This window comes from Pseudomonas sp. Irchel s3f7 (assembly GCF_900187615.1).
Classification (GTDB): domain Bacteria; phylum Pseudomonadota; class Gammaproteobacteria; order Pseudomonadales; family Pseudomonadaceae; genus Aquipseudomonas.
In genome coordinates this window covers 184,234-198,588 of sequence record NZ_FYDO01000003.1, presented here as the reverse complement: position 1 = coordinate 198,588, position 14,355 = coordinate 184,234, and the positions used below count along the sequence as shown (strand labels likewise).

Here is a 14,355-nt window from a genome sequence, read left to right as displayed (position 1 = left end):
TCAGTCTTTTCCAGGTACATAACCGATGGCTGCATAGTCTTGTGGGCCAAACAGCAGTTGATTGAGTGGGCCGGAGATTGCTTCTTCATTGCTTTGCAGCAACAACAAGGGGTCGCCAGGGTGTCGGCGGTCAATTTCGACACGCTCGAAACCACGAGCCTTTAGCAGGAATGCCACCAACGCCGGTGGTAACGGGTTACGGTGCGTCGGGTCAATGTAGAAGTTGCAGGCACCGGTGATCAAATTTTCCGGGTTAGGCGTTTCAAACAGCACCACGCCACCAGGACGGACGACGCGATGTGCTTCGTCGATAAGGCGTATCAACACACCCAGTGGCAGGTGTTCGATAATGTGGAATGCGGTCAAGCCAGCCAGACTGTTGTCCGCCAACTGTGCCAGATATTCCACGGCATCGTCCAGATATACTTCAAGGTTGGCATCTTCACAGCGTGCAATCATGGAGCTGTTGGAATCGACCCCAAAGGCTGGGATGTTTTCCTCCTTGAGCAGTTGCAACCATTCGCCGCGACCGCAACCCAGATCCAGAACCGGCAGCCGAGGTTGTACCGTATCATCGCGGAAGTACATGAGGTTACGCTTGAGGCGTTCGCGGATCATCTCCGGCGAGCCTCGGAAGTTGGCTTCGAACTCCAGATAAAGCTCAGCTGGCATTCCTGGTTCTGCGCCGCCATCGAAAGCCGGCCGTGGCGCTTCCAATTGAGCAATGGTCTTGACTTGTTCGCGCAACAGGCGTTCCAGCCGTCGCATGCGCTGGACCAGGTATTGCTCATTCTGCTGAATGGCCAGGGCATGCGTGTATAGGCTCTGGTTGGTCTGGTTTTGCACTTGTATTCCGACGTTACGCAAGCGCGCGTGGCCATCGGCGATATGCCACTCCAGCGCACTGAGGCGCTCGGGCATGTGGCGTGCCACAGCGAGAACATGCGAGGCACGCTGAGCACCGGGAATCCGCACAATCACGCCGCGCGCGAGCGAAGTGAAGAGGTTCTTGACTGTTGCGCCGCCAGGACGCTGACGCACACGGGTCAGGAAGTTCATGATCCGCGGATGACCAAAGTACTTCCCCACCACTGGAAGGCCACGCAGCTTCCGGTACAGGCTTGGGGGTGGAGTCTGAGCCGTAGGGGTTTCGTCGCTGCCAACGTCGATGAGCGGAACCTCCGGTTGGGACGCAACCTCATGCCTAGGCGGCAAATAGCCTTCGATATCCAGCAATTCAAATGCCCGCACGATATCGTTGGGTACGCTGCGTGACATTTTCTCGTTGTTGGCGCTGGCATCAACGCGCTCGTATTCCCGGCGATTGACTTCAGCCTGGATCGTTTTCTGCAGTTTTTTAAGATCTATAGTCATTATTTGTGTTCAGAACTGGGTAAGTGATCAGTGCATGCGGATGAGTGTATAGCCCCGGACGCGCACGCTTCGGGAACACTTGGAACAGCCATTCTACGCAAGTAGTTTTGATATCGTCGAGTAAAGGGACCGCACCGTGGCCCATGAAGCCCGCTCGGAGGGTAACCTCCCCCTGAGCGACCGACATGTAGACATCCATGAAGCCAGCACACACTCGCGCCTTGCAGGCACTCAAACATCAATCGAGCCTGAACTCTGCGTTCATGGCGCATACGCCGGCGAAATGTTTATAGCTGGAATTCCCAATCACATTGAACACTACAGCTTTGTCCCACCAATCGAAGTTGTCTTCAATATGATCGGCTCCACCGTGCAAAGCCAGAGTCAAGCTGTAACTGCCTGGCCCGACGTTGAATGCAGGAATGGTTACAGTGAGGTTCTGTTCTTTACCCGCCTCGACACCGAGATCACGCAATTCGCCACGCAACCAAGTGTTGGTTCCGAAAATGTCGTAGCCGGTGCGGTCTTTGAACATGAAGCCCAAGGCCAGGTCGTAAATGGGCTCGTTGGCTTTGATCTTGAGGTTCAAGGTCAGGGGAGCGCCTACTTCGAGCATACTGGCCGCGCGGCCATTGCTGCTGAGCGTCAGCTCCTCGATACGCGCCTTGCCATTGCCGGAACGACCAGCGTATGGAGCATTCACTGCCTGAGCTTGCAATGAGCCCTCTTCCTTGCGGGCAATCAGCGCATTGTAGTAATCCAGTACATCGTCTGGGCGACCGTCCATGAGCATTTTGTGATCGCCCAGCAAAATCGCACGATCGCACAAGCTTTTGATAGCGCCGGGATCATGCGACACAAATAGCAAGGTGGTGCCCTGCTCGCGGAAGTCACGAATGCGGGCAAACGACTTGTGCTGGAAGTAGGCATCACCCACCGCCAATGCTTCGTCGACGATCAATACCTCAGGTCGAACAGCAGTGGCGACACTGAATGCTAGGCGCACAAACATGCCCGAAGAATATGTCCGCACCGGCATGTCGAAGTAGTGACCGATTTCAGCAAAAGCTTCGATTTCCGGCATCAACGCAATGATTTCGGCGCGTTCCAGCCCTTGCATGCGCCCGGCGAGCGCGACGTTCTGCCGCCCGGTGAATTCAGGGTGAAAGCCCATGCCCAACTCAAGCAAGGCGGCAATTCGACCGGTAGTGGTGATGGAACCTTCAGTTGGCATCGCGGTGCCGGTAATCATCTTGAGCAACGTACTCTTGCCGGCACCGTTTACGCCGATGATGCCCACCGACTCACCCTGCCCCACCTTGAAGCTGACGTCGCGGATGATCCAGTTCTGATCGCGCTTACACAACCCGAGCCAAGTACCGAGTGCATGCCAGCGACCTTTGAGTTTTGGATAGGCCTTCCCTACCTGGTTAACGTGAATAGTCATATCAGATCTGATCAAGCAGGTCGTTGTAGCTGCGTTTGTACAACACCACAGCCAGGAGAAAAACGATGACACTGAAACCCAGGGGATAAGCTAACTGGGACATTCCTACCGGCTCTCCTAACAACGCCTTTTGCGCCGTAAGCACCAGTGGAAAAATCGGGTTCCACGAAAGCAGTGCCTGAACGTGTTCGGAAAGAATACTCAGTGGGTAAACGATAGGCGTAGCCCAGAAAAGCGCCTGGAAAAATACATCACTCAACTGGCCGATATCGCGAAAGAACACATTTAATGTAGCCAACAACGCTCCGACAGCGATACCCAACAGTACCGTAGTGAACAGTACGGGTATCAATACCAGAGCACTGGCCATGATCGGGAAGCCGGACGCCACCATGAACAATACTACCAGCACCAGCAGGATCAGGCTGTTGAGCGCTGCTGTTGCAAATACCGGTATGAACAGGATGAATTTGGGAAAGCTGGACTTCTTTATGAGGTTGGCATGCTCGAGAAATACCCCTTTGCCACGCTGCACCAGCTCAAGAAGCAGGTTCCAGGTAATCAGGCCCGCACACAGATAGATGCTGTAGGCATACTGGTGTTCGATACCTGGCATCCGCGCTTGCATGAGGCGAGAGAAAATCACGGTGTAGATGAACACCATAAAAATAGGTGGCACCACCAGCCAAAGAGCGCCGAAGGTCGACCCGGCATAACGGCTTTTAATCTCTCGCAGGGTGATCGCGAAGATCAGGCCACGATAGCGCAGTACGTCTTTCACTAACGAAAGCGGCGTATTCATTGTACTCGACTCACCATATTCATAAGACTTCCTGGTTGTAATGCAACATCTTCCCATGTGCGATTGAAGGCCTGGGCTATGATGGATAAAGAAGACATGTCAATGACTCCTCCTACGGGCTGACCGCCCGATAAATCTCTAACGTCTCTTGGGCACAACGTTTCCAAGAGAATGCTCGGGCACGCTGTAGACCAGCGCCAGCCAGGCGATTACGCACCTGCTCGTCACCCAGCAAATCGTCGAGCTGGGTAGCCAGTTGTTCGGTATTACCCCGCTCCACCAATAACGCGCCGCCTTCGCTGAATTCCGACATGGACGTATCTGCCGTGCAGATCACCGGCACCCCGCATTGCATAGCTTCGAGCACCGGCAGACCAAACCCCTCATACAATGACGGATACGCGAATACAGCCGCCCCCGCATACAGCGTTGGCAGGTCGTTTCCTGGCACGAAGGATAATTGACGTAACCCGTGGCTAACTTGCAGCGCCTTAATTCGATCATTCAAGGTCTGGTTATGCCAACCGGGAGCACCAGTCAAAACCAGTGGGTACTCCCTACGTAACGCTTGCGGCAAACGGCACCAAGCCTCGACCAGCATATCGACTCCCTTGCGTGGCTCCAAGGTACCTACGAACAGCACGTATTTCCCATGCCGCAAGCCATAGACATCCAGAAGCAAGCGGGTCTGCTCAGCAGTTTGTGGGCGATAGGCGTGCGATGCACCAAGATACACGGTTCGCACCTTGTCGGCACTGACACCAAAATCACCGATCAATTCGTCACGGATCACGTCCGAATCCGTGATGAGAACATCCGCACGCTTCAGTGTCTCGGGTAGTTTGGCAGTGAGCCATTCAACGCGCTTACGCGGATGAAACTGCGGGTAATGAAGGAACGACAAATCATGAATCGTCGCTACGCAGGGGCCTGAGTGTGGTTTAAGTATAAAGTTGGGCTCGTGATAGGTGTAATGACGACGCTCGCCCACGCGGTAACGACGTCTGGCATTGAGCAGCACTTCACGCGCACGGTAGGTGAAGGTCCAACGCTTGAGCAGGTCGCGCAGGTGCAACTCGAGGCCCTGTCGCACACTGCGTTTCACCATGCCTTGATCTGTGCGCACGTATTGAGCACTGGCCTCGATACAATTGGCCAAAGCTGATTCGGCGCTAAGAAAATTCGCGCCTTGGAAGCAATCGATAACCCCGATGTCTTCAGCTTGAAGCTGTTCTAGCAAATTGAAGGTATAATTGCCGACTCCGGTGAGGGGTGGAATAAGCGATTCAGTGTTGAGCAAAAGCTTCATGTAGTCGGATTTACCTGGCCACGCCCGTCGACGAGCGAATCATTGAGAAAGCCAGCGTGGAAAATGATCTCCCTGCTAGGCTATGCGACTGCAAAATATGGTTTCTCCGGTCCCGGTTAGAGCCAAAAACAGTTCAGTTTTTGATCAAATTCGATATCTCTGCGACACGATGGTCGACCAACGCACTATTACCACGGCTTTCAACGTTCAAGCGCAGCAGCGGTTCGGTGTTCGAACCACGCAGGCTGAAGCGCCAGTCAGCGAATTCGACGCTGATACCGTCCGTACGGTCGACGCTCGGGTTCTGCGGCGTATAAAAGTCGAGAACCTTCTCAATGGCGCCCTTTACATCAGTAACTTCGTAGTTGATCTCGCCACTGCACGGGAAGGCGGCAATACGCTCATCCACCAGTTGAGCGAGGCTTTTACCTGTGACAGTCATTAGCTCAGCCACCAACAACCAAGGAATATTGCCACTATCGCAGTAGGCGAAATCTCGGAAATAGTGGTGGGCGCTCATCTCGCCGCCATATACAGCATCTTCGGCACGCATACGTTCCTTGATAAACGCATGGCCGGTTTTGCTCTGGATGGCCACGCCGCCTGCTGCCTCAACTTGCTTGATGGTGTTCCAGGTCAGGCGCGGATCATGAATGATCTTGCTACCAGGGTGCTTGGCCAGCAGCATTTCCGCCAACAGGCCGACCACGTAGTAGCCCTCGATGAATCGGCCCTGTTTGTCGAAGAAGAAGCAGCGGTCGAAGTCGCCATCGAAGGCGATACCCATGTCAGCACCCGTGCCGAGCACGGCCTGGCGAGTCAGTTCGCGGTTCTCTGGCAGCAGCGGGTTGGGGATGCCGTTGGGGAAGTTGCCATCCGGCTCGCCGTTGATGATAGAGATATCCATCGGCAAGCGCGCCTTGAGCAACTCCAGGACCGGGCCGACGGCACCATTGCCGGGGTCTGCGAGGATCTTGAGCCGTTTTAGTTCACTCATATCCACGTACCCGATGAGGTGGTCGATGTAAGCAGTCTTGTCGAAAACTTCGCGAATGAGGCCGGTAACATCGGCTCTGACTGCCAAGTCACCGCTTTCGACTCGGATACGTATTGCATCCAGACCCGTGTCGCCACTAATGGGACGGGACTCGGACTTGACCAGCTTCATGCCGTTATAACCCTTGGGGTTATGGCTAGCCGTGATCATTACACCACCATCAACCTTGTAATGGCTGGTGGCAAAATAAACTTCCTCCGTGCCACATAGCCCGATGTCTATTACATCGGCGCCTGCCTCGGTTATGCCGCTGATCAAAGCAGTTGCGAGGGTTGGGCTTTCGAGCCGCATATCCCGGCCCACAACGAAGGTTTTACCCTGCAATTCGGCAACGAGCGCACGACCTATGCGGTAGGCGATTTCTTCGTTGAGCTGCGAAGGTACCTGACCACGAATGTCATAGGCCTTGAAGCATTGCGTCACGATAGGTGGATACATACTGCTCACTAGCTGGAAGGTCCATTGCCCCCCCAAAGGCGGCAACGGCAAGAATGGATCGCCAGGGATGCAACATCGCTGACGCACTGAGCCCACCATGCATAGGGCTCGCTTCTGGTTCAGTGTCGTTACTTATCGACGCGACCGTAGTTGTCTTCGAAACGCACGATGTCATCTTCCCCCAGATAATCACCGCTCTGTACTTCGATCAGCACCAGATCAATCACACCCGGGTTTTTCAGGCGGTGTTTGTGACCCGCGCGAATAAAGGTCGATTCGTTTGTATGAAGCATCAACTCTTTTTGGTCGTTGACGACGACAGCAGTACCGCTGACCACGATCCAGTGCTCACTGCGATGATGATGCATTTGCAACGACAGGGATGCGCCAGGCTTCACCACAATACGCTTGATCTTGAAGCGCTCACCGTTTTCCAGTGTTGTATAGGTGCCCCAAGGACGATGCACTGTGCGGTGGAGCAAATGGACAGTGTGGTTCGATGCCTTGAGCTGGTTGACGATATGCTTTACGTCTTGAGCATGATCTTTGTGGGCAATCATCACCGCATCGGGCGTATCGATCACCAGCAGATCTTGCACGCCAACCAATGCAGTCAGGCGCCCCTCACTGTTCACGTAGTTATTGCGCGAACCGTGGGACAATACTTCACCTTCAAAACGGTTGCCGTTTTCATCAGGCTCGGACAGCTCACTGACGGCGTTCCAGGAGCCAATATCACTCCAACCGATATCGCACGGAACAGTAGCGACCTTGGACGAGCGTTCCATCAATGCGTAATCAATCGAAATATCCGGAACTTCCGCAAATGCGTCGGCATCAAGCGCCAGACAACGGTATTTGTTGGACGAGGTCAGACGCGATACTTCAATAGTTCTACTTACTGCCTCTACGACATCCGGAGCATGTTGGCGCAACTCATCAAGAACCGTACCGACCCGGAAACAGAACATACCGGAATTCCAGAAGTAGTTACCTGCACTGACGTAGCTTTGTGCAGTGTCGAGATCCGGCTTTTCAACGAAGCGCGCGACCTTCAAGCCACCCATCAGAGGCGCATCTTTCTGCGCTTCGATGTAACCAAACCCGGTCTCCGGGTACGTTGGCTGAATACCGAAAGTAACCAGCCAGCCTTCGGCTGCAAGCTTCATCGCGCAGACAACTGCCGCGGCAAACGCTTTCTCGTCTTGTATCAGATGGTCGGCAGCCAGCACCAGCATCTGAGCGTCAGGACCATGCGTGGCCTCCAGCTGGAGTGCAGCAGCTGCGACGGCAGCAGCGGTATTGCGACCGAAAGGCTCCAGAATGAAACCTTGAGCATGCTTGGCATTATTGACCGAACCGTACTCATCTTCAGTCTTGAACAGAAGTTCACGATTGGTCACCGTAAGAACTTCCACAACACCTTCAAGGCGGGATGCGCGAAGAAAGGTTTTCTGGATCAGATTCTGACCATCTGGCAGTTCCATGAATGGCTTGGGATGAGCCTCTCGAGAAACAGGCCACAACCGGCTACCTACTCCACCAGACAAAATTACGGGAATCAGTTCCATGCTCTAAGTCCTTAATCCCCCCCATCTGGCGGATGCAACCAGTAAGCGGGGCTCAGTTATGTTTCCAGTCATTCCTGCAGTGCAACAGGGTTGACAGCTTAACGTCGATCAAACCTTACTAGCCTGGCCCGCATCGCCCCCCTGACGTTCCTGCCCATCCCTCCATTGAGTGCATGGTGCTGGGCAGCGAAGCCCTCCTCAAGAAAAAACAAGCAGATAGCGATTCAAATGCAGCGCTGGATAAGGAGTGGGTACTCTGTCGGCCATTCTACAGCTAGTACTGGGAATTAATAACTCATGCGCCGACAGGAGAACAAAAAATCATTTGAAAACAGATAAATACCCCCTATCCGAGCCATCAAATCAGCATCACCCTCTAGCATCGATCAAATTTCAGAGTGGTGCCCCTTCAGAAGTCTTTTCAAGTAATCCCCATAGGCCGTCTTTCCAAGGCGATTTGCTTGGACCAATAGCTCCTCTGCGCAAATCCATCCATTGTCAAAGGCAATCTCCTCGAGACACGCCAGCTTCAGCCCTTGGCGCTTCTCGATGGTATGCACGAAGTGACTGGCTTCAAGCAGCGAGTCGGGAGTACCGGTGTCCAGCCAGGCAAAACCACGCCCGAGAATTTCTACCTTGAGCGCCTTCTCTTTCAGATAGGCGAGGTTGACATCGGTAATTTCCAGCTCACCGCGCGCGGAAGGCTTGAGGCTTTTGGCAATTTCGATCACATGATTATCATAGAAATACAAGCCGGTAACCGCGTAGCTGGACTTTGGATTAATCGGTTTCTCTTCGATGCTCAGCGCTTGGCCATTCGTATCAAACTCTACAACGCCGAAACGCTCCGGATCAGACACGTGGTAGCCGAATACCGTTGCACCCTGCGTTTCATTACAGGCCGAACGCAGGTTATCGGAGAAGTGATGACCATAGAAAATGTTGTCGCCAAGAATAAGACAGCAAGGATCGTTACCTATGAAGGCCTCACCGATGATGAAGGCTTGCGCCAATCCGTCTGGATTGGGTTGCTCTGCGTAGCTGAGCTTGACGCCATACACGCTGCCATCACCCAGCAATTTGCGAAAGCTCGGCAAGTCATCTGGCGTGGAGATAATCAGGACTTCACGTATGCCCGCGAGCATCAATACCGACAAAGGATAAAAGATCATCGGTTTATCGTAAATCGGCAGCATCTGCTTGGATACACCGAGGGTCAACGGGTGCAAACGAGTACCCGAGCCACCAGCGAGAATGATGCCTTTACGATTTGTCGTGGTCATTTGTTCAGGACTTCCCTAAGCATTCGGGTTACGCCACTCTGCCAATCCGGCAAATGTAGAGAAAAATTGTCACGCAGTTTCTGAGTATTCAACCGTGAGTTCAACGGACGACGTGCGGGCTTTGGATAAGCGGTTGTATCTATGGGATTGACGACTTTCACAGCAAGCGCCTCCCCCTGGAGCCTGGCAAAAGCAATCACATGATTAGCATAACCATGCCAGGAAACCTCCCCAGCAGCCGCCAAGTGATAGATACCCGCAAGTACAGGACGCACAACAACTTGCTGTATGGCCAGCGCCGTAACATCGGCGATGAGCTCGGCACCAGTGGGAGCTCCAACCTGGTCAGCAATGACATTCAAACTCTCGCGATCCTTGGCCAAACACAGCATGGTCTTGGCAAAGTTGATACCGCGAGCGCTATATACCCAGCTTGTTCGAAAGATCAAATGCTTACAGCCAGTTTCAACAATCGCCTGCTCACCAGCCAGCTTGCTCGCGCCGTAGTGATTCAGCGGTGCGACCGCATCGCTTTCCTGCCAAGGCTTCGAACCCTCGCCATTGAAGACATAATCAGAAGAATAGTGAATTAGCCATGCGCCGAAGGACATAGCCTCTTCAGCCATGACTCTACAAGCCTCGCCGTTCACACGATCAGCCAGCCCGGTCTCGGACTCAGCTTTATCGACCGCTGTATAAGCTGCAGCGTTGACGATGACGTCGGGTTTGATCTGACGGATCGTCGCACGCAGTGCATTGAGGTCGGACAGATCGCCACTCAAACCGTCAACCGGGTGACGGTCCAGAGCGATCAACTCACCAAGCGGCGAGAGGGAACGTTGCAACTCCCAGCCCACCTGACCGTTTTTTCCCAGCAGGAGGATTTTCATGCTTTGTCCGAACGATCCGCGTAGTTCTGATCGATCCATTGTTGGTAGCTGCCGCTCTTCACGTGAGCTACCCACTCGGTGTTGCTCAGGTACCATTCGACGGTCTTGCGAATGCCGGTTTCAAAGGTTTCTTCCGGCGTCCAGCCCAGCTCGCGCTGGATTTTGCTGGCGTCGATTGCGTAACGCTGATCGTGGCCCGGGCGATCCTGAACATAGGTGATCAGGCTGGCGTGAGGACGATGAGCGGAATCTGGGCGCAGTTCGTCGAGCAGCGCACACAGGGTATTCACCACTTCGATGTTTTGCTTCTCGTTATGGCCGCCGATATTGTAGGTCTCGCCAATCACGCCTTCGGTCACGACTTTGTACAGTGCGCGGGCGTGGTCTTCGACATAGAGCCAGTCACGAACCTGATTACCTTTGCCGTAGACCGGCAGCGGCTTGCCTTCCAGTGCGTTGAGAATGATCAACGGGATCAACTTCTCAGGGAAGTGGCAAGGACCGTAGTTGTTTGAGCAGTTGGTGACCAGAGTCGGTAGGCCGTAGGTGCGAGCCCAGGCACGAACCAGGTGGTCGGAGCTGGCCTTGCTGGCCGAATACGGCGAGCTTGGCTGATACGGTGTGGTTTCGGTGAAAAGGTCTTCCGGACCTTCGAGGTCTCCGTAGACTTCGTCGGTGGAAATATGGTGGAAGCGGAAGTTGGCTTTGCGCGCATCGTCCAGTGCAGCCCAATAATGGCGCGCAGCTTCCAGCAAGGTGTAGGTGCCGATGATGTTGGTCTGGATGAATTCAGACGGACCCGAGATCGAGCGGTCAACGTGGGATTCTGCGGCCAGATGCATGATGGCATCCGGTTGGTGTTCACGCAGGACACGGTCCACTTGATCACGGTCGCAAATGTCGACGCGCTCAAACACATAACGCGAGTTCTGGCTGACTTCGGCCAGCGACTCAAGATTACCGGCATAAGTCAGTTTATCAACGTTAACGACAGAGTCGGCGGTATTGGAGATGATATGGCGGATGACAGCCGAGCCGATAAACCCGGCGCCGCCGGTTACTAGGATTTTCACGCGAAACCGTACTCTTAAATTGCTGACAGGACTGCCAACCTGCAAAAGCCATCAGGTCAAATAATGCTTCTGACAGAGTCAGCCTGAAATGACGCCACTATCGTTCAGGCGCCAAACTTTACAGCCTAATGGACGCCTCTCGAACAAAATACAGGAAAGTCGTGACTAAAGATGACCTCGAGATCCCCTCAAGCCAGGTAATCAGACAAGACGCTTTCGCGAAAGCTTGGACGTACGCCCTAGAAACCAGCCCAGAACCGGCCCAATCACCATACCAATAAGCAGTGCAATAACCACGACCACTGACACCGGCAACTGTGGCCCCGCCCAACCCAAGAACAGCAGAGAGACTGATTGCTGATTCTCGAGAACGAACGCCAGGATCGCCAAAATCAGCAGCAGGACGAATACCGCGAGCAATACGCGCTTGAGGTTACGCATCAGCGATTCCTTGAATGGCGACGACTGTCAAAGCCCCTCCTCCTCGTCCTCGTTCACCCGATCACGCAGTTCTTTGCCCGGCTTGAAATGCGGAACGAACTTGCCGTCGAGGCTGACGGACTGACCGGTTTTAGGATTGCGGCCTACGCGCGGCGCGCGGTAGTGCAGGGAGAAACTGCCAAAACCACGGATCTCGATGCGATCACCGGTGGCCAGACATTGGGACATTTGCTCAAGCATGGTCTTGATAGCCAGCTCCACATCCTTGGATGAGAGCAGCCCTTGATGGGTGACAATTCGTTCGATCAACTCCGACTTCGTCATATTTTTCCCTTCTTTTTCAAGCAGCTAGGAAAAGCGCTTCAAAGGTTTTAGCATGCCTGCATCATTTTGAACAGCCCGAGTTTTATCACCCTTCTACCGATACCAAAGTGCTCACCTCGAAGGTTCGGCAAGATGGAGCAAGGCCGCACACTCACCTGCAAATCACCAACATCGTGCGAGTCAGAAAACCCGTAGGGTTGAATCCAAAGGGGAAAACCTCTTCTTCCTTGACATCATCTGATCTGGCGACAACCTGATAACCCGCCCCCTTGCACTCCTTCGCCGCACGCTTTTCACACCGCTCCCACTCCGACCCCAAGCCCGAACAATCGACTTCAATACCACTGACACCACGCACCGCGTGAGTTTTGGCGTTTGTGGTACAGCCTGCCAACGCCAGTACCGCTATCGCGACAACGAGCTTGTTCATTCACTTCCTTACGTCAGGCAGCCGACCGGAAGGGGGCGGCGACATAAACTATAGACTAACTGCAAATAAGCGATTGATCCGACTAAAGAAAAAGACCATGAGCGAGCACAAGGGTTTCATATCAACCCCCACGATCGGTGGACCTATCAAATTTCAGGCACAAAAAAAGGGCGACCGAAGTCGCCCTTTTTTACAGAAAGTCAGAACTTAGTTCTGTTTTTCCGCTTGTGCAGCACGCAGCAGGTCACCCAGAGTGGTGGCTACTGGAGCGTCGCTACCAGTTGCTGGCTTGTCGCGCAGGCTCTGGATAGCTTCTTTCTCGTCTTCAACGTCTTTCGACTTGATCGAGAGCTGGATTACGCGGCTCTTGCGGTCAACGCTGATGATCTTGGCTTCTACTTCTTCGCCTTCTTTCAGAACGTTGCGCGCGTCTTCAACGCGGTCACGGCTGATTTCGGAGGCTTTCAGAGTCGCTTCGATATCGTCGGCCAGAGTGATGATGGCGCCTTTAGCGTCAACTTCCTTCACGATGCCTTTAACGATGGCGCCTTTGTCGTTCTCTTGAACGTACTCGGAGAACGGATCGCTTTCCAGTTGCTTGATACCCAGGGAGATGCGCTCGCGCTCTGGGTCAACCGACAGGATAACGGTGTCCAGCTCGTCGCCCTTCTTGAAACGGCGTACGGCTTCTTCGCCCACTTCGTTCCAGGAGATGTCGGACAGGTGAACCAGGCCGTCGATGCCGCCGTCCAGACCAATGAAGATACCGAAATCGGTGATCGACTTGATGGTGCCGGAGATTTTATCGCCCTTGTTGAACTGGCCAGAGAAATCTTCCCATGGGTTAGATTTGCACTGCTTGATGCCCAGGGAGATACGACGACGCTCTTCGTCGATGTCCAGAACCATAACTTCCACTTCGTCGCCGACTTGTACGACTTTCGAAGGGTGGATGTTCTTGTTGGTCCAGTCCATTTCGGAAACGTGTACCAGACCTTCAACGCCTTCTTCCAGCTCAGCGAAGCAGCCGTAGTCGGTCAGGTTGGTTACACGCGCGGTAACGCGAGTGCTTTCTGGGTAACGGGCTTTGATAGCAACCCATGGATCTTCGCCCAGTTGCTTCAGGCCCAGGGAAACACGATTGCGCTCGCGATCGTACTTCAGAACCTTGACATCGATCTCGTCGCCAACGTTGACGATTTCGGAAGGATGCTTGATACGCTTCCAAGCCATGTCGGTAATGTGCAGCAGGCCATCGACGCCACCCAGATCGACGAATGCGCCGTAATCGGTGAGGTTCTTGACGATACCTTTGACTTGTTGGCCTTCCTGCAGGGATTCCAGCAGAGCTTCGCGCTCGGCGGAGTTCTCGGCTTCCAGGACGCTACGACGGGAAACGACAACGTTGTTGCGCTTCTGGTCCAGCTTGATGACCTTGAATTCCAGCTCTTTGCCTTCCAGGTGCGTGGTGTCGCGCACTGGACGGACGTCAACCAGAGAACCTGGCAGGAACGCACGGATGCCGTTAACGTCGACAGTGAAGCCGCCTTTAACCTTACCGTTGATAACGCCCTTGACCACTTCTTCGGCTGCGAAGGCTGCTTCCAGAACAATCCAGCATTCAGCGCGCTTGGCTTTTTCACGGGACAGCTTGGTTTCACCAAAGCCGTCTTCAACCGAGTCCAGAGCAACGTGAACTTCGTCACCGACGTTGATGTTCAGTTCGCCAGCGTCGTTGTAGAACTGCTCAAGCGGGATGAGTGCTTCAGACTTCAGGCCAGCGTGAACGGTTACCCAGCGAGCTTGGTAATCGATATCAACGATAACACCGGTGATGATGGAGCCTGCCTGAAGGTTCAGGGTTTTTAGGCTTTCTTCAAAGAGTTCCGCAAAGCTTTCGCTCATTTTAATTCCTG

Annotated in this window: 13 protein-coding genes; all 13 read right to left on the bottom strand. The window is 53.8% G+C overall.

All coding sequences use genetic code 11. The features are described from left to right. The 13 genes from CKW19_RS03915 to rpsA all read right to left on the bottom strand — a co-directional run bounded on the left by CKW19_RS03915 (position 1) and on the right by rpsA (position 14,344). Positions 1–1,374, bottom strand: coding sequence for a bifunctional 2-polyprenyl-6-hydroxyphenol methylase/3-demethylubiquinol 3-O-methyltransferase UbiG (locus CKW19_RS03915; protein ID WP_095056683.1), 1,374 nt, complete (start codon positions 1,372–1,374; stop codon positions 1–3). 238 nt (positions 1,375–1,612) lie between these two features. After that, complete coding sequence (locus CKW19_RS03910) at positions 1,613–2,821, bottom strand: ABC transporter ATP-binding protein (RefSeq protein ID WP_095056682.1); 1,209 nt, start codon at positions 2,819–2,821, stop codon at positions 1,613–1,615. 1 nt (position 2,822) lies between these two features. Then, positions 2,823–3,623: an ABC transporter permease gene (locus tag CKW19_RS03905; protein WP_095056681.1), complete on the bottom strand. Its 801-nt coding sequence runs from the start codon at positions 3,621–3,623 to the stop codon at positions 2,823–2,825. Between the two features lie 112 nt (positions 3,624–3,735). Continuing rightward, entirely contained in the window at positions 3,736–4,932 is a 1,197-nt protein-coding gene (locus tag CKW19_RS03900) for a glycosyltransferase family 1 protein (RefSeq protein ID WP_095056680.1), read from the bottom strand. A 133-nt stretch (positions 4,933–5,065) separates the two neighbouring features. Further along, positions 5,066–6,427, bottom strand: a complete 1,362-nt coding sequence (locus CKW19_RS03895) for a phosphomannomutase (protein ID WP_095056679.1) — start codon at positions 6,425–6,427, stop codon at positions 5,066–5,068. 128 nt (positions 6,428–6,555) lie between these two features. After that, positions 6,556–7,998, bottom strand: coding sequence for a mannose-1-phosphate guanylyltransferase/mannose-6-phosphate isomerase (locus tag CKW19_RS03890; protein WP_095056678.1), 1,443 nt, complete (start codon positions 7,996–7,998; stop codon positions 6,556–6,558). 386 nt (positions 7,999–8,384) lie between these two features. Beyond that, positions 8,385–9,281 carry a glucose-1-phosphate thymidylyltransferase RfbA gene (gene rfbA, locus CKW19_RS03885; protein WP_095056677.1) on the bottom strand — a complete coding sequence of 299 codons (897 nt, stop codon included), beginning with the start codon at positions 9,279–9,281 and terminating at the stop codon, positions 8,385–8,387. Further along, positions 9,278–10,171: a dTDP-4-dehydrorhamnose reductase gene (rfbD, locus tag CKW19_RS03880; RefSeq protein WP_095056676.1), complete on the bottom strand. Its 894-nt coding sequence runs from the start codon at positions 10,169–10,171 to the stop codon at positions 9,278–9,280. Before rfbD ends, rfbA begins: the two co-directional genes overlap by 4 nt. Next, the gene (gene rfbB / locus CKW19_RS03875; protein WP_095056675.1) at positions 10,168–11,244 is read right to left on the bottom strand and encodes a dTDP-glucose 4,6-dehydratase; all 1,077 of its coding nucleotides are present in this window, start codon (positions 11,242–11,244) and stop codon (positions 10,168–10,170) included. Before rfbB ends, rfbD begins: the two co-directional genes overlap by 4 nt. 201 nt (positions 11,245–11,445) lie before the next feature. Next, complete coding sequence (locus CKW19_RS03870) at positions 11,446–11,685, bottom strand: LapA family protein (protein ID WP_095056674.1); 240 nt, start codon at positions 11,683–11,685, stop codon at positions 11,446–11,448. 27 nt (positions 11,686–11,712) lie between these two features. Further along, positions 11,713–12,009 (bottom strand): integration host factor subunit beta, encoded by a 297-nt coding sequence (gene ihfB / locus CKW19_RS03865; RefSeq protein ID WP_003369729.1) that lies wholly within the window; start codon positions 12,007–12,009, stop codon positions 11,713–11,715. Between the two features lie 151 nt (positions 12,010–12,160). Continuing rightward, a complete protein-coding gene (locus CKW19_RS03860) occupies positions 12,161–12,439 on the bottom strand; it encodes a hypothetical protein (RefSeq protein ID WP_095056673.1) in 279 nt (92 codons plus the stop codon). A 207-nt stretch (positions 12,440–12,646) separates the two neighbouring features. Beyond that, the gene (gene rpsA, locus CKW19_RS03855; RefSeq protein ID WP_095056672.1) at positions 12,647–14,344 is read right to left on the bottom strand and encodes a 30S ribosomal protein S1; all 1,698 of its coding nucleotides are present in this window, start codon (positions 14,342–14,344) and stop codon (positions 12,647–12,649) included. Positions 14,345–14,355 lie beyond the last annotated feature (11 nt).